11 protein-coding genes, 1 tRNA gene and 3 rRNA genes are annotated in these 16,741 nt (G+C 54.1%); 5 read left to right on the top strand and 10 right to left on the bottom strand.

What is annotated here, in order from left to right:
• Positions 1–17: 17 nt before the first annotated feature.
• Positions 18–572 carry a hypothetical protein gene (locus MTC_RS02615; protein WP_014405123.1) on the top strand — a complete coding sequence of 185 codons (555 nt, stop codon included), beginning with the start codon at positions 18–20 and terminating at the stop codon, positions 570–572.
• 33 nt (positions 573–605) lie between these two features.
• On the opposite strand, the gene rrf is transcribed toward MTC_RS02615, so the two are convergent.
• The 4 genes from rrf to MTC_RS02595 form a co-directional block, all read right to left on the bottom strand.
• A 5S ribosomal RNA gene (gene rrf / locus MTC_RS02610) occupies positions 606–727 on the bottom strand.
• Between the two features lie 109 nt (positions 728–836).
• Positions 837–3,763, bottom strand: a 23S ribosomal RNA gene (locus MTC_RS02605).
• A 299-nt stretch (positions 3,764–4,062) separates the two neighbouring features.
• Positions 4,063–4,138: transfer RNA gene (locus MTC_RS02600), tRNA-Ala, on the bottom strand.
• A 95-nt stretch (positions 4,139–4,233) separates the two neighbouring features.
• Positions 4,234–5,706, bottom strand: a 16S ribosomal RNA gene (locus MTC_RS02595).
• The 16S, 23S and 5S rRNA genes sit together here with 1 tRNA gene alongside, the layout of an rRNA operon.
• A 501-nt stretch (positions 5,707–6,207) precedes the next feature.
• On the opposite strand from MTC_RS02595, the gene MTC_RS02590 reads away from it, so the two are divergent.
• Entirely contained in the window at positions 6,208–7,878 is a 1,671-nt protein-coding gene (locus MTC_RS02590; RefSeq protein WP_014405122.1) for a hypothetical protein, read from the top strand.
• Here the strand turns inward: MTC_RS02590 and MTC_RS02585 are convergent.
• Positions 7,793–8,248 carry a UPF0146 family protein gene (locus MTC_RS02585; RefSeq protein ID WP_143767044.1) on the bottom strand — a complete coding sequence of 152 codons (456 nt, stop codon included), beginning with the start codon at positions 8,246–8,248 and terminating at the stop codon, positions 7,793–7,795. The two genes, MTC_RS02590 and MTC_RS02585, sit on opposite strands and share 86 nt — an antisense overlap.
• 39 nt (positions 8,249–8,287) lie before the next feature.
• Between MTC_RS02585 and rimI the strand changes: the two genes are divergently transcribed.
• Positions 8,288–8,746 (top strand): ribosomal protein S18-alanine N-acetyltransferase, encoded by a 459-nt coding sequence (rimI, locus tag MTC_RS02580; RefSeq protein ID WP_014405120.1) that lies wholly within the window; start codon positions 8,288–8,290, stop codon positions 8,744–8,746.
• Positions 8,747–8,777: 31 nt separating this feature from the next.
• Here the strand turns inward: rimI and dnaG are convergent, their stop codons facing one another.
• From dnaG to MTC_RS02555, 5 genes are all read right to left on the bottom strand, one after another.
• Positions 8,778–10,106, bottom strand: coding sequence for a DNA primase DnaG (dnaG, locus tag MTC_RS02575; protein WP_014405119.1), 1,329 nt, complete (start codon positions 10,104–10,106; stop codon positions 8,778–8,780).
• A gap of 374 nt (positions 10,107–10,480) precedes the next feature.
• Complete coding sequence (locus MTC_RS02570) at positions 10,481–10,903, bottom strand: toprim domain-containing protein (RefSeq protein WP_014405118.1); 423 nt, start codon at positions 10,901–10,903, stop codon at positions 10,481–10,483.
• Positions 10,900–11,211 carry a DUF167 domain-containing protein gene (locus tag MTC_RS02565; protein WP_048189502.1) on the bottom strand — a complete coding sequence of 104 codons (312 nt, stop codon included), beginning with the start codon at positions 11,209–11,211 and terminating at the stop codon, positions 10,900–10,902. The genes MTC_RS02570 and MTC_RS02565 overlap by 4 nt, the downstream gene beginning before the upstream one ends.
• Positions 11,212–11,271: 60 nt before the next feature.
• On the bottom strand, positions 11,272–12,234 hold the full coding sequence (locus tag MTC_RS02560) for a cation diffusion facilitator family transporter (protein ID WP_014405116.1): 963 nt from the start codon (positions 12,232–12,234) through the stop codon (positions 11,272–11,274).
• 347 nt (positions 12,235–12,581) lie between these two features.
• Positions 12,582–13,910 carry a dihydroorotase gene (locus tag MTC_RS02555; protein ID WP_014405115.1) on the bottom strand — a complete coding sequence of 443 codons (1,329 nt, stop codon included), beginning with the start codon at positions 13,908–13,910 and terminating at the stop codon, positions 12,582–12,584.
• Positions 13,911–14,126: 216 nt separating this feature from the next.
• On the opposite strand from MTC_RS02555, the gene MTC_RS02550 reads away from it, so the two are divergent.
• Together MTC_RS02550 and MTC_RS02545 are read left to right on the top strand one after the other, a co-directional pair.
• The gene (locus tag MTC_RS02550; protein ID WP_014405114.1) at positions 14,127–15,128 is read left to right on the top strand and encodes an inorganic phosphate transporter; all 1,002 of its coding nucleotides are present in this window, start codon (positions 14,127–14,129) and stop codon (positions 15,126–15,128) included.
• A 276-nt stretch (positions 15,129–15,404) separates the two neighbouring features.
• A complete protein-coding gene (locus MTC_RS02545) occupies positions 15,405–16,364 on the top strand; it encodes a transposase (protein WP_158308476.1) in 960 nt (319 codons plus the stop codon).
• Positions 16,365–16,741: the final 377 nt, after the last annotated feature.

Here is a 16,741-nt window from a genome sequence, read left to right as displayed (position 1 = left end):
ATATGAATGGTGATTAGATGGTAAAGGCATCATTGGAAGTTATATTTTTTATTTTATTAACGTGCACGATTTTATTTGGTGGTTGTATAGTGGGCGATAATAAACAGAATGAATTACCAACTAATAAATATATTGCCGTGGAGGAAATTCATTGGGATCACGGTGTAGTGGTCGAAGGTTATTTTGAGTATATAAGAGAAGCCGTGCCAGCCCCTATTGTTGAGTATGACAGTGCAGGAAAATATGTAGAAAATAACAATAGCCTCAAAATATTGTATGGTTTCTATCATTCCCACGACATGCCTGAGGGAATGTGGAGGGATTTAAATATAAGCGGAATATATGAATATCCTTATCAACTAGAATCAGGGGCAAAAATAATTGGAACAAACCATAATGGTACAATAATATTATCTTATAACAATGAAACCATCCCTCTAGACGTCGGGAAAAAATGGGAATCACCTAATGTTGAGACGAGGTTTGAGGATCGGAGTTATCCAAATGGTACCTATAAGGTAAAAATTACAACTACGTGGACGATTGAAAATAAGGGGATATACAATAAATAAATTGATGTATTATCAAAGGTGTCGTGTAGGGTGGTTTGGCGGCGTTCCAGGTTTTCCGGGGACTCGCGTACCCGAGTACTCCCTGGTACGTGGGCGGGCTTAACTTCCGGGTTCGGTGTGGGTCCGGGTGGTTCCCCGCCGCTTTGGCCGCCAAAACCAGTCATGTGTTGAACATGAGAGGTGGTTGTCCTTGTTGTTTTGCTGTGTGTTTGCGGGTCTCTTGGTTTGCGTATTGGATTGTAACCTTGTGTTTTTGTCTTGTTGTGTTTTGGCTTGTTTGGGTTGTTAGTGGTTGCGGGTTGAGCGCATCGTTGCCTTTGCGCGTACGCCCCAACTCTATCCACCCCGTCTTTTACGGGGACCCTTTTGTGGCCTTTTTTCAGGGTGTTTTTCGGGCTTAGATGCTTTCAGCCCTTACAACTTAGCGCGTGGCTGCCCGGCCCGCCCTGTCGGACGACCGGTTGACTAGTGGCGCCGTTGCCTTGTTCCTCTCGTACTAAAAGCAACTTCCCCTCAGGCCACCTTTGCACCCCTAACAGATAGTAACCGACCTGTCTCACGACGGTCTAAACCCAGCTCACGATCTCCTTTAATAGGCGAACAACCTCACCCTTGGCCGCTGCTGCACGGCCAGGATGGAAAGAACCGACATCGAGGTAGCAAGCCGCCGGGTCGATATGTACTCTTGCCGGCGACGACTCTGTTATCCCCGGGGTAGCTTTTCTGACATCAATGGCCCTCACACTTAGGGCGCATTGGTTCGTTAAGCCCGACTTTCGTCTCACGAAGCCTTGTTGTGCGGCTTCGTGTCAAGCCAACTTGTGCCTTTACACTCCACGCCCGGTTTCTGACCGGGTTGAGTTGACCTTAGGGCGCCATCGATACCTTTTCGAGGGCGTGCCGCCCCAGCCAAACTGCCCGCCTATCAGTGTCCCCACCAGGGTTAGGGTCGCAGTCGCCGGAGGATAGTGTCTCAACAGCCCCTCCACCCCCCCTGGCGAGGGGGTTTCAGACGGGTCCTATCTACGCTGCACACCGGCGGCCGTAACCCAATGACAGGTTGCAGTAAAGCTCCACGGGGTCTTCACTTCCCATTAGGGGTCCCTAGACTCTGCACTAGGATGTAATGTTCACCGGCGCCTGGCCAGGGACAGTGGAGCGCTCGTTGATCCATTCATGCAAGCCGCCAATTAAGCGGCAAGGTACTACGCTACCTTAAGAGGGTTATAGTTACCCCCGCCGTTGACAGGCCCTTCTTCCCCTTGGACGGGGTTTTCAGGTACCTGCACTGGGCAGGATTCACTGATCGTACTAGACCTTTCGGTTTGGCGATCAGCTATGTTGTTATTAGACAGTCAGCGCTCCCTTGTCACTGCGACCTGCCACCCTCGTGGCAGGCACCCCTTATCCCTAGGTTACGGGGCTAACTTGCCGAATTCCCTTGGCCAGGGTGTGCCGACACGCCTTAGTCTTCTTAACTAGGGGCACCTGTGTCGGATCTCGGTACGGGTCTTCCACTCCCTTTTCACGGGTTCCCTGTGTGACACTGCTTACGTCATCGCACTTTACACGTTTTCTCACCGTTACGGTCCTCCAACGTGCTATGGTGTTTGAACAAGCTGACGGGCTTGCCAGTGCTGGCAGGAAACGTTGGTTTGTGTGTGGAAGAGTACAGGAATATTAACCTGTCTCCCTTTCGGCCAACTAGGTTAGGGTTGGCCTTAGGACCGACTAACCCTCGGCTGACGATCATGGCCGAGGAAACCTAGCCCTTTCGGCGGCACGGATTCTCACCGTGCTATGCTGTTACTAGTGCCAAGATTTTCTTCTCCGCGCGCTCCACAGGACCTCGCGGCCCTGCTTCCACGCCCGCGGAGTGCCTCCCTACGAGGTTATCTCTCGATACTCCCGGGTCTCGGCTGTCGGCTTGAGCCCCGTCCATTTTCAGGGCCCCAGACCTCGACTGGTAAGCTGTTACGCTTTTCTTAGAGGATAGCTGCTTCTAAGCTCACCTCCCAGTTGTCAAGGGCCTGGGACGCCTTTCAGTGTTAACACTTAGCCGACAAATTTGGGGCCTTAACCCGGGTCTGGGTTGTCTCCCTTACGGACTAGAAGCTTACCCCCCAGCCCGGACTTCCCGCCTTCTCTGGTGGGGACGAGTTTGGAGTTCGACAAGAGGACGAATGGTCTCCCATCCGGCTCCCCTAATCGGTGCTCTACCTCGCCCCCCGCCTCTGGCGAGGTCATGCTTCGACATGTTTCGGGAGGAACCAGCTGTTTCCAAGTTCGATTGGACTTTCACCCCTAGACACGGGTCACGCGAACGATTTGCATATCAGTACCGCTAACGATCCTCCACGTAACTTTCGTTACGCTTCGATCTGCCCACGCCTAGATCACCTGGTTCCGGGTCGTGGCCCGGTGACTCCGCGCAAATCCTACGCCGCCCCTCGTTTCCTGCGGGCTTGTCGCTTTCGCTACGGCTCCCCCTGTGGGGTTAGCCTCGCCACCGGGCCCCACTCCTTGGCCCGTTCTTCAAAACGTACGATAGGACACTGGCACCCCGCCTCGTACAACACTCTCGCGGGTGCTTCCTTCGGCGGGGAGGTCCTTTCATGCCCTATCGCTCCATAGCCATCCGGTTTCAGGCTCTTTTAACCTCCCTTTTCGGGGTGCTTTTCAGCTTTCGATCACTCTACTATTACGCTATCGGTCTCGAGGTATGTTCAGCCTTGGAGGAATGTGTCCCCCGGTTTCCCGCGAGGTTTCCGGCCCACGGTACTCAGGATCCCGGTCACACCTTGTTATTGTTTCGGCCACGGGGCTATCACCCTCTACGGCCCCCCGTTCCAGGGGAGTCGGCCTCACAACAACCAGGCTAAAAGACCGGTCCTGCAACACCACATCTCCCCCCTATTACTAGGGGGGATTCGGTTTAGGCTAATTTGCTGTGTTCACTCGCCGTTACTAGCAGCATCCCAGTTTGGTTTCTTTTCCTGCCCCTACGCAGATGTTTCAACTCGGGGCGTTCCCAGCCCTTATCGGGCTTCCCTTTGTGGGAGAGAGTTCTCATTAGGAGATCCCGGGATCAGGGGCTCCTTGCGCCTCCCCCGGGCTTATCGCAGCTTGGCACGTCCTTCTTCGGTTCTCGAGCCAAGCCATCCACCGGATGGCACAGCAACGCCAAAACACACTAGCATACGCTGTGACACCTACGCCTCATGTGCGAGGCGTGAATTACAATCCAATTTTACGTCCAGAGACTCGCATACACACAGCATCACACGCACAACCCGGGACGCTTCGTCGATGATCATTCGTCGAGGATCATTCGTCGACGCCGTGTCCCCGTTGTTGTGCATCAACATCTTCCCCACTCACCACGCGGTGGGTAGGTGCACTGACAAGCCCCTCTTATAGGGGCGATCAACATTATTAGTTTAACGTTTATATTCTTTTATTTTTTTGTTTTTGTTTTTGTTTTTGTTTTTGGTGGACTTGCTGGGATTCGAACCCAGGGCCTCCGCCTTGCAAAGGCGGCGATCTTCCTGCTGATCTACAAGCCCCTTTTCAAGGCGTTGGCACGCCCAGTCGTGTGTCTTTGTTTGTTTGGTTGTTTTTCGAGTCTTGTTTCTTGTCGTTCTTGTCTGTGTTATTCGTTAGGAGGTGATCCAGCCGCAGATTCCCCTACGGCTACCTTGTTACGACTTAACCCCCCTTACAGAACGTGAATTCGAGCTCTTCAAGGAAAAGAGTCCTTATTCACGCCCCGCTCGGGTGGTTTGACGGGCGGTGTGTGCAAGGAGCAGGGACGTATTCACCGCACTGTTTTGAAATGCGATTACTACGGATTCCATCTTCATGAGGGCGGGTTTCAGCCCTCAATCCGAACTAGGGACAGGTTTAAGAGATTAACTTCACCTCTCGGTGTTGTTACCCATTGTCCTGTCCATTGTAGCCCGCGTGTAGCCCGGGATATTCGGGGCATACTGACCTACCGTCGACCAACCCTTCCTCTGACTTAGCGCCAGCAGTCTCCACAGTGTACTCGCCGTCCTCGCGGACGCGTTAGCAACAGTGGACATGGGTCTCGCTCGTTGCCTGACTTAACAGGACGCCTCACGGTACGAACTGACGACGGCCATGCACCTCCTCTCAGCTAGTCCGGCAAGGTCTTCGGCCTGGCCTTCATTCAACTGTCGATCCCGGTAAGCTTCCCGGCGTTGAATCCAATTAAACCGCAGGCTCCACCCGTTGTGGTGCTCCCCCGCCAATTCCTTTAAGTTTCAACCTTGCGGTCGTACTTCCCAAGTGGCCCGCTTCGCGGCTTCCCTACGGCACCACGATAATTCACGATTATCGTGACACCTAGCGGGCATCGTTTACGGCTAGGACTACCCGGGTATCTAATCCGGTTCGTGCCCCTAGCTTTCGTCCCTCACCGTCGGACCTGTTCTGGCGAGACGCCTTCGCCACCGGTGGTCCCCGAAGGATTACAGGATTTCACCCCTACCCCTCGAGTACCTCTCGCCTCTCCCAGTCCCAAGCAATGTAGTATCCCATGGGCGCCCAACGGTTAAGCCGCTGGATTTCCCAGGGGACTTGCAAAGCCGGCTACGGACCCTTTAGACTCAATAATATCGGCCACCACTCGAGCCGCCGGTATTACCGCGGCGGCTGGCACCGGTCTTACCCGGCCCTTGCTAACAACCGTTTTTTAGACGGTTGGACAGGCACCTTAAGAAGATGCCACTCGATGTCCCCCTATCGCAGATTGCCTGCATTGTAGAGTTTTCGCGCCTGCTGCGCCCCGTAGGGCCTGGATTCGTGTCTCAGAATCCATCTCCGGGCTCTTGCTCCCACAACCCGTACGGATTACAGGCACGCCGGTACGTTACACCGGCGTCAACCTAATCCGCCGCAGACCCATCCAAAAGCCTCTCGTTTCAACCACCAGGCCATTCCAGCAATTGGTGGCCTATCCGGTATTATCCCCAGTTTCCCGGGGTTATCCCGGACTTTTGGGCAGATTGTCCACGTGTTACTGAGCAGTACGCCGAGGGCTCACCCCTCACGACTCGCATGGCTTAATCGGACACCGATAGCAGTGACCTCTGGCAGGATCAACCAGAAATATCGCACACCACAAACCAAGAAACAAAGACTACTCGAACAACCAACCAAACAACATCAGAATCGCGACCACACCAAAAAGGTGCGCCCCTCGAATCCTCATATTTGCCACAGCCTTAGAGCGGCAATTCATCCCGTGTTTGTTACACAGGGTCAAGCCGTATGAGCGGACTGTGGCTGAGTTCCCGAAATGTTCGGGAATCATACATACTCTGTCTTTCATATATATAGTTTTTCATCCCTGGTTTTGCATTCCAGGATGCTTTAGCTATATATCGCCGTCCTTTGCCACAAGCTTTTGCATTGCAGCCCAGGCGGCGGATTCTCTTATAACCCGTTCTTGCTATTTATAGGTTTTGCTATGAGGGGCAAACATGGAGGATAGTAATAGAAATTTCAAAATAGAAAGTATTAAGAGCGATAGGATGCTATAGCTGGGTTTGAAAACCATGAGTCTGAGCGGGGAGCAGATATAGTGTATGAAAGTGGGTATGGTCCTTCGATGTCAGGCCAGAGTGGCGTTATATATACTTCAAGGGATGTCGAAGACGTTTTCAGATGCCTATCAACGATATGCACGGCGGGGCGATTAAATAGCCCCCAGAAGAGCAACCCATTATACAGGCGACCGCCACCATTGATCCGGGTCTCAGATGTCGCTTTTGATAAAAGGGCGGTAGAGAGGGAACGGTTCTCATTCCACCTGCCGCCAGACTACCGTTTTCTATACCCGGCAGCGACGCTCGCCTACTACCTCGGAGCATCCCTGGAGGCCGATGGCGCGGCATTTATTGAGCTAGGCTCTGGAGGGCGCATCGTGCTGCCGAATTTTCCTGAGATTGAGCTCTGGATGGGGGATATGCTGCGGCGGACCTTCTACTTAGATTGCGCCGTGAGATATGCGGTGGCTTCGGGCGGAGCCCTGAATGGCCTGGACGTCAGAAAGGCCCTCGGCAGGCCGGCCGTGGACGTTTTTTACATGCGGCCGGATGAGCGCCTTCTCCTTTATCATGACGCGGGTCCTAACCTGGATGAGCTTCCCGTCTGGCATATGGCGGCGTACCTCGACCCTGTTCCGGAGAGCGTGGAGGCGCTCCCTTACCTTTTGCACTCGCTATCTGCCATATATTCTCCTCGCTCTTCTCCTATGACTGAGAGGAGCCTTGTATCGCTGTCGGTCAACGGTTTTCTTGGCCGGCAGGGCGTGGCGCTCCCTGGCGTAGATAAGGGCGAGCGCTCTGTAGTGGTGCCATCGTTAATGCCTGCGCGCTCCCAGCTATGGTTTTCTGAGGGATATCCGGTTGATGCTGTTAAAGCTACCCCGCGCGCTTTCATGAACTCGCAGAGATACCCTCGTAAGAAGAAGGTAAGGGTGGGCATAATCTGTAACGAGGCCGACATGTCGGAGGAGGTAGACGTGGTGATAGAGGCCCTATCCGATGCGGCGTCAGCCATGCAGGTCTTTTGGGGCCTCGACGTTTCCGGCTTTTCCCGCGTTTTCGCCAGAGGATTCGACATCATACAGCTTATAGGGCATTGCGATGAGAGGGGGTTTAAATGCCGCGACGGGTTCGCGAAGGCGAGGGACATTGAGGAGAATAATACGCCCATGTTTTTCTTCAATTCGTGCTCCAGCCACGCTGAGGCGGCGAAGCTCGTGGATAATGGGTCGGCATGCGGGGTTGCCACGTTCTACAGGGTGCTTGAGGAGGCGGCTGTGGATGTGTGCAGGAATTTTTATTTAATGCTGGGGGCGGGCTATCCAGCCTATATGGCCATCGACGCCGCCAGGGAGTGCTCGGTGCTGGGCAAGGAGTACATTTTGATTGGCGATGGCTCGTATTGCTTCGGGGGCGACGGGCTTAAGCCATTATATAGAATTTCAAGGCATGGCGAGGAGTGCACGCTTAGCTGCACAATTGGCAACGTCCAAAAGGGATACGTGGTGAGCACCTGGTCCCCGGAGGGTAAGAAGATGGCCTCAGACCTTGGATTCGAGACCAGGTTCATGTCCCCGGAGCAGCTATCGGCTATAGCCATGAAGTTCAAGGGGTTCTGCATTTACAATAAGAGTATTTATACGAGCGTCAGGGAGGCTGCCATGAAGGCGGCTGAGGATAGCAGGGACGATAGCCATCATTGTAAACGTAAAAGGCCGCGCCCTGGTAGTTGATCACCTTAAAGCTCCTGAAGTATTTTTTCAGGTCAGCGCGCTCGGATGAAAAGGGTCGAATAAGCAAGCTTGCGCCTACTTTTTTTGCCACCGAGGCCATGGCATCCTGAATGTCCACTGGAGGCCGTATCGAGTAGATGAGCGACGCGCCTTTATATAATGCCATGTCAGGCTTGAATATGTCATCCTTGACGTAGCGCACGCCCTCCGGCCCCGATTCCGTGATGTCGGTGCATATGACGTCGAAGTCGTTTTGCAGGAGATGCGCGACCTCCGGGTGCTGGCCTACCCCCACCTCCACAATCCTTGAGCCGAGAGGATAGCTACCCTTAATGAAGGCCGCGATGCCCTCATAACCTATAATTGACATGAGCATGCATATTATGAAACTAGCCATATATAAAATGGGGTGTCACGCCTGGTCAGGATTAGGCCTTTCGAGCTGGACGACTCGAGAGAGATACTCGAGATTGAGGAGGCTGTTTTCCACGAGCCAAACCCGCTGTTGTACGCCATGATAGAGAGCAGGCCTATGGAGGGGTTCATCGTGGCCGAGGAGGGCGGCGAGGTGGTGGGCTACTTGCTCGGGGCGCTGTACATGGACGAGGCTAGGATCCTACTCCTTGCCGTTAAGGAGGGGTACCGGCGCAGGGGCATAGGCTCCATGCTCGTAAAAGAGTACGTCGATTCGGTGAGGGGTAGGGCGAGCATGGTGCGCCTGGAGGTGAGGGCGAGCAACCTGGCGGCCCAGACTTTTTACTTTAAGCAGGGCTTCAAGTTCCTTGGCATGGTGAGCAATTACTACAGGAACGGCGATAATGCCTACATCATGGTTAAGCCCATGGAAAACATGACATTACTTCTATAAAAAAGGCGGGCCTTACGGCCCGACAACCTGTCTATTCCGTGGTTATAACTTTCACGTTGGCGGGCTGCTTCACGATGCTGCCCATCTTGACGCCGACCAGGTACTCGAGGTTCTTCTCGGCCGCGATGTCCAGCATTCTTTGCGTAATTACGCCGTCGAACACGACGCTCTTGACCTCGCCATTGGTCTCCTTGAGCACGTTGGCCAGGTCCCTGACCGCAACTTTTTGCAGGACGTTCTTGTTGGCGTCGAGCAGCTTCGCGCTCAGCGTGCCCGCCAGGTCCTTCATTATCTCGGCGAATTCCCCGGCCTCCCTGGGCTCGGGCTTCTTTGCCTCGGGCTGCTGCTCCTGCTCCTTTGGAGGCTCCCGCCTCTCCGGGCGCTCCTCCATGCGGCGGAGGCTCTTGCGGCGGGGCGTCTCGCCCCTCTCCCGCTCAGGCCGCTCGGGCCGCTGGTACTCGCGCTGCTGGGCATCATGCTTGCCGTTCTGCTCCGCCCTGGCGGCCTCCTGCTGCTGTTGCTGCTGCTTGTTGCGCCTGCGCTGGGGCACCTCGACGACCTGCTCCACGGGCACCTTGCTGCGAAGGGCCTTTATTATCTCTTTCTGGGTCAGGTCCTCCACGCTCTTGCCCTCAGGGGGCCTGGCGATGTAGTCCACGTCAGCCACCTGGAGGAGCTCCTTTAATATCAGGTCTCCGCCCCTGTCGCTGTCGGTGAACACCGTCACGGTCTTCTTCTTGCTCAGCTCGGCGACGAGCTGCGGCACGTTGGTGCCTTCGACTGCGATGGCGTTCTTTATGCCAGCCCTCAGAAGGTTAAGCACGTCCGCCCGCCCCTCGACCACTATGATGGCGTCCGAGTCGAGCACATCCGGGCCGGCCGGCAGGTTATCTATAAAGGTGACCTCTTCGACCCTCACGGCCGACTTGACCGCCTCGGTGAGCTCCTGGCTCTCGGGCACGGTCTCGTCGAACATGGCCGTCAATATGTGCTTGGCCCTCTCGATGATCTGCTGCCTTTTCGAGGACCTCACGTCCTCTATCTTGGTGACCGATATCTTTGAGATGCACGGGCCGACCCTGTCGATGGTCTCAAGGGCGGCGGCCAGTATCGACGTCTCCACCTTGTCGAGGCTCGAGGGTATTAGTATATTGCCGCTCGACTTGCCGTACTTGGAGGTTATGTTCACCTCGATGCGGCCTATCCTCCCCGTCTTTTGCAATTCCCTCAGGTCCAGATCGGCGCCCAGTAGCCCTTCCGTCTGGCCGAACACGGCTCCTACCACGTCCGGGCGCTCGACGACGCCCTCAGCACTGATATGAGCGTGAATCACGTACTTTGTAGTGTCAGATTCTTCCATTTTTATGCACTTCCTTTTTTCATTTTTCCCAATTTTTTAAGCCTGTGGCCTTCCCTAAAATAGTCGGTAATAAAAAAGGCGGTAGCTGTAACAGGCCTAGTAGCCGTGTTACTCCGCTTTTCTTCCTTTTGCTTATGGCATGGGTTATCCGCTAATCCATGCCCATTCCAAATAAACGGCGCTCTTCTTGCCGCTTTCTGAACATGATGAGTGATGATTATTACCAGACTATTGGTAGGGTGCCATTTGCTTATTGCCACTTTGAGGCCCTAAATGGTCGTATGACCATTTTTCGGAATACGACCATCTATAGGATGCGATGGTATATATTTACCTTGTTATTCTTTGTCGTGAATGTTTAATAAGATTTTGGTTTATCGGCGCGTGCCTGCCTGTTTAGTAATGCATTGACTTTTTAACCGCTCCATGTAGCCATACAGGCTCTCGACGTCCATGATTTCCTTTTGGGTCAAGAGGCGAAGCCTTCTCCTTATCTCAACGTCAGGGCGGGCGCAGTTTGACTTGAGGAAGGCCTCAGCGCTCCGAGCCACCTCATCGCCACGCACGTCCCAGTCCGATAGGATTATTATGTCCTTGTGCTGCCTGGACACGCACTCCGCAAGGTTGAAAAGCTGCTTCTGGGAGGTCATGACTATGTTGCCCTTCACGCCAAGCTCCTCGAGGGATGCCTTATCCCTCCGCCCCTCGACCAGTATGACCGCGCCCTCCGCCGCCCTGCTCGCCAGCTCGTCCAGGATGGCCTGAATCTCCGCCAGGCGCTCACGCTCGTCCATCATAGCATACCCCTGAGCGCATTTATGGCGTCTTCTCTTGTGATGCCCCTTATTTTTACTGACTTTTTACCGTTCGCCACGCCCGACGCGATCTCGACGCTGGCCCGGGGCACCCTGAATAGCCGGGAAAGCGCTACCATCAGCTCCTCGTTGGCCCTGCCCCTCTCGGGGGGTGCCCTAAGCCTGGCCTCGATACGCTTTCGCCACTCGTTGTAGCCACATGGAACCCTCGTCACCCCGGCCCCTGGCGAAACCTCAAAGTCTATCACGACGCCGCCCTGTATAGCCCTGATGGCATCCTCAAAAGACATCAAATAAAAGTCGTTTTTAACCAGTAAAAACATTCTGGTTCGATGTCACTCCAAAAGGCCCTACGAGCCATTCCTGCTCTTACACGTCGAGTTACACTCACACTTATCGCATTCCCCGTCACATGGCTCGAAGTGGATGGTGATGCTCGACCTTGGAAACTCTTCCCTGAGGTCTGCCTCCAGGTGGTCCGACAGGTGGTGGGCATCGCTCACGGTCTGGTTTCTGGGCACGACCAGGTGCAGGTCCATGAACCTGTCGGAGCCGGACTTGCGGGTGCGAAGCTCGTGGAAGCCAGCGTACTGCAGGTAGTGCTCGGACAGGATGCTTTTAATCCTCTCCTCCTCGGCCTCTGGAAGCCTGGTGTCCACGAGGTCAGACGTCGCCCTTCTGGTGAGGTCGTATGCGGCTTTCATGATGAAAAGCGCAACCGCGATGGCGAAGAGCGGGTCCAGGAACTTCCAGCCGGTGAGGTTAATCAATACAAGCCCGGCGAATATGCCCAAAGACGTGTACACGTCGGTGCGCAGGTGCCAGGCGTCGGCCTCGAGGGCGATCGACTCGGTGGCCTTCGCCGCCTTCATGAGCCTGCTGGATACGTACCAGTTCGCCAGTGCGGAGACTAGCATGACCGCTATTCCCGCGGCTAGCAGGCTTATGTCAAGCCCTTCGCCCTGGCCCATCAGCTTCAGGGCCGCCTCCCTTATTATTAGTATGGCCGCGATGAATATCAGCAGCGCCTCGATGAGGCCCGAGAAGTCCTCGAACTTCCCGTGCCCGAACTGGTGGCCCTCGTCCGGAGGCTCCCCGGACTTCTTCACCGAGAAATATGCTATGAGTGCGGCCACAAGGTCTATCCCCGAGTGGATGGCCTCAGAGATGACGCTCACCGAGCCTATGGCGAAGCCCACCGCGAGCTTCATCATGACCAGCATGGTATTCGATAATATGGACAGGCGGGCCGTCGACCTCTTTAGCTGGTTCGCCCTCTCTACCTTATCGCTTGCCGCTCCTTCGCTTTCCAAAATCGTCCACCGACCGTGGTAGAAAGATGATAGTCTTTGATGCCCCTTAAAGTTAATCGTCAAAAATATGATAGGTATCCCCGCGTCACTAACTCCGGGATATCATCCTAATGAGGCGCCTCGCCGTCCTTCCCGGTAAACCCCGTGACCGGGGCGCTATGCCGCGTTGAGGTTGTCTTGTCCCTCACAGATAGGGAGTCCCATTAACTCGGGCAAGGACCTTACAACACGGTAACTTTAGCTCCCCTCATGCACGGGCGATCACGGGATCATTGGCTGATGTGCTCACGCCCGTCCTCGTGGAGAGCAGCATATTATCTCTTTTTGCGCCTTATAAAGCTTTTGACTTATTGTATATTTTGCAGGCCTCTTGTATAGCCCTTCCCTCTTATGAACCTGCCTGCCCCCCGCCTGCCATAGAACTCCTTCCCTTCCAGGAGGAGCTCGCCACGCTGCATCACCGCCACGGGGAAGATGCCCTCGAAGCCCTCGAAGGGCGTCCACCCGGCCTTGCTGTGGAGCTCGTGGCCATGAATGACCCTGCGGGCGCCGATGTCGAAGAATGCCATGTCAGCATCGCAGCCCTCCTCGATCCGGCCCTTGCCAGGTATTCCAAATATCCTCGCGGGGTTGGCGGACGTCATGTCGATGAGCCTTTGCAGGGATATCCTTCCATCTGCGACCTCCTTGAGCATAAGCGGCACCATCGTCTCTACGCCGGGCACGCCGGCGGGGGCTGCCTTAACGTCCGCCGCCTTCTCGTCTTTCGTGTGCGGGGCGTGGTCAGATGCGAGCACGTCTATTGTGCCATCCCTGACCGCTTCCCAGAGCGCCTCAACGTCCCTTTTAGGCCGCAATGGCGGGTTCATCTTAGCATAGGCCTTTAGCTTACCCCAATGATGCATGTTTAATAAAAGGTGATGGGGCGTCACGTCGCAGGTTACAGGCTCTCTTCTGATGAGCTCCACCGCCCTGGAGGTGCTGACATGGGTGATGTGTATGGCCGCACCCGTCTCCTGCCCCAGCCTTATGGCCTCCTGTACGGCGCTGGCCTCGGATTCAGGGGGCCTCATGCGCGAGTAGACGTCCTCGCCATTGTCATTTATCAGCTCTTTAGCCCTCTGCGAGCTTAGCTCCTCATCCTCGGCGTGGATGCTCGCTGTGGCGCCCATCCCTTTTATCTCGAGGAGCGCGGCCTTGAGCGTGGGGCCATCCACGCTATAGCCTCCAGTGCTCTTCGCCATGAATATCTCGCCGAAGGCGAGGGCGCCCCGCCTCCACATGGCTGAAAGCTCTTTAAGGTTACTAGACACGCCGGCGTTGATGGCGAAGTCCACCATGGAGCGGTTCCGGGCAACTGCCAGCTTATCCTGGAAGGCTTCCTCATCGAACGTGGGGGGGTCTGTGTTAGGCATGTCGACGACCATGGTCACTCCGCCATAGATGGCAGACTTACTCCCGGAAAGCCAGTCCTCCTTCTCCTCCTGGCCCATGTCGCGGAAATGCACATGAGAATCGATTATTCCAGGCAGGGCGAGCAGCCCATGTGCATCATACCTCCGCTCGCCCTTGAGTATCTTTGCTATCCTCGTTATCCTGCCCTCGTCCACGCCTATCGAGCATGTCACCACATCCTCGAAGAGCACCCGTGCATTCTCAACGACTAGCTCGTGCATTAATATAGACAGCCTCCTACCTGGATAACTAGTTTGCGTCTTTCCGCTATATAATCATAAAATTCAGGCTGACTGGCCAGGGCCCAAGAAGACGAAACGCTCACAGCTATAATGATTTTTCATTAATGATTTAATATATAGACTATATAGAAATATATAGCAAACAATTTATCCTATGCCATAAACCTGGTTCATTAGTCTCTGGTGGCTTGAGCGATGGACCCATTCCTGCTAATGGTCATAGCTATAATAGTGGCCCTTCTATTCGACGTTATGAACGGCTTCCACGACACTGCGAACGCCGTCGCCACGGTCATATATACGAAGGCCCTGCCTCCACAGGTGGCCATTGGCATGTGCGCTCTCATGAACATGGTGGGCCCCTTCCTGCTGGGCACCGCGGTGGCAAAGGTCATCGCCACGAGCATAATCCCCCCGGAAAGGCTTACGATAGCCATCGTCATAGCCGGCCTCATGGGCGCCATCATCTGGGACCTTATAACCTGGTACTACGGCCTCCCCGTGAGCTCTTCCCACGCCCTGATAGGGGGACTGGTGGGCAGCGGCCTGGCCGCAATAGGCATATCGGGCGTTAAGTTGGGGGGCCTTACCAACATCGTTCTCGCCCTGTTCATATCGCCGGTCGTGGGCATAGCCCTGGGCCTGGCCTTCATGTACCTCATAGGCAGGTTCATAATATCAAGGATGAGCCGCGAGAGGGCGCACTCCATCTTTAAGAGGATACAGGTGCTCTCATCGGCCGCCGTATCCCTGACCCACGGCTCAAACGACGCCCAGAAGACGATGGGGATAATCGCCATGTTCGTGGCGGTGACCTATAATAGCACGCCTGTCATAGAGCCGTGGATCGTGGTCGCCTGCGCCGCAGCCATAGGCCTGGGCACGGCCATGGGAGGGTGGAGGATTATCAGGACACTTGGCGAGCGCATCGGAAAGGAGGAACTTTCGCCGTCCCAGGGCTTCGCCGCCGAGACCGCCACCGCGCTCACCATAGCGGTCGGCTCTCACATAGGCGCGCCCATCAGCACGACGCACGTCATATCGTCGAGCATCGTGGGCACGGTCATGGCAGGTGGTACTGGCGTCTTGAATAAAGAAGTAGTGTTAAATATTCTAACCGCTTGGGTATTGACCATACCCGTCGCCGCGGTTGGCGCGGCGATTTCGTATTTCGCCCTCAAGCTGGTAGGGATATGATTGATAATTGACCGCATAGTTAGGTTTAACCACAGAGGGCACAGAGCTATTATTTTTACCACAGAGGTTCACAAAGGACACCAGTAGTTACGATGGTTTCTAGGTGGTTGTGTTTTAGGGGGTTGTGGTGGTTTAGGAAGCTAAGGGCTATTAGCTTTTGGGCTGGATGTTTAGGTTATGAAACTAGTAGCATCATCCAGGCTAATAGCCCCTGAAGGGGTGTTTTGTTCGAAGAGTTTAAAACCTTTATCCCGGAAGTTCTCCAAACTGTTTCATTTGAGTATAAGGGATGGGTGGAAAAGACTGTTATACCTGGTCGGGTGTTCGTTGGATTGTACGAGTATCGAGGATTTTTGTAAGACTCATAAGGCTATGAGCCCTGACGTGGTGCTTAAACTCGGCAGAATACCCGTGGAAGGGATGATAGTGAAGTGTAACGTGTTGCTCGCCTTGTCCGCCCGGATAGCCTTGAAGACCGGCGTGTATAGGAATCATGACCTGAGTATTGATTTCCACGATGTGGCTTACAATGGTCGGAAGAACATGTACACGGTGAACGTGTTGAAAGGGGATAAGATGAAGAGGTGTCTCAGGTACGGGGTTTGTGGCCTGACCGGGCGGGGTAGCTTCCTCGCCCTCGCCATCCAGCCCTACGAGCAAGGGGCTACCAACGCTATCATGGTAGAAAAACTCTTGGAGAGACTGCCCTGCTCTCCAGGATTGGTGCTCATGGACCGTTATTTCTGCAGTGTGGACGTTTACAACGTTATAGAAGCTAGGGGCATGAACTTTTTAACCCCCTACAAGTTGAATAGTAGAACAGACGAACTGTACAAGGAGTCAGTCCTCGACGGTGTAATGGTTAAGGATTATTTGATGAAGAGTGGGACTGGGGGAGACCGGGTGGTGAAGATGCACTTCCAGTACGACCCATGCAACGAGTACTATGCCTATGTGAGCAACATCGAAGACGTCATGGTAAAAGTCCACTACCCCTACCGGTGGAACATCGAGAATTGTCTCGCTAAGAACATGGTGGACGCGGTTACGAGCAGCACCAGCATGGCCTACCGGCTCTTATTAGAGACTATCAGCCTTATACTCGCCAACCTTTGGAAACTCCTCGTAAAAACAATGCCCGTGTACATGACCATGAAAGCTTTTAAAAGAATGCTAGGACACATCCTAGTCCTGGAAGATGAGACGTGGGAGAACAAGGAGAAAGAACGTGGCTAGTAACAACCAGTTAGACGATAAAACCACACACACTCCCAGCGAACGCTATCGACCTAACCAGAAAACAAAAGCAGACCAAACCATAACACTCCTTTTACAAACACCACCACGACCACCACTAAAATACACACAAAAAAGAAAAAACCCAAACCATCACCCAACAACCCACTAGAAAACATCGTAACTACTGGACACAGAGAGAATTTTATATACTCAAGGGGGCTTCGCCCCCTGAGAGACCCCTTTATAACGAGAATTCTTTATTATATAATTTAGGTATATTTTTATTCACTAATTATGTATTGGCAACTTAATACTCAATCTATAAATGATAGGGGGTCTCCGAGGGGGGCTTTAGCCCCCCTTTAGGAAATAAA

The organism is Methanocella conradii HZ254 (genome assembly GCF_000251105.1).
Classification (GTDB): Archaea; Halobacteriota; Methanocellia; order Methanocellales; family Methanocellaceae; genus Methanocella; species Methanocella conradii.
This window is presented reverse-complemented; position numbering and strand designations above follow the sequence as displayed.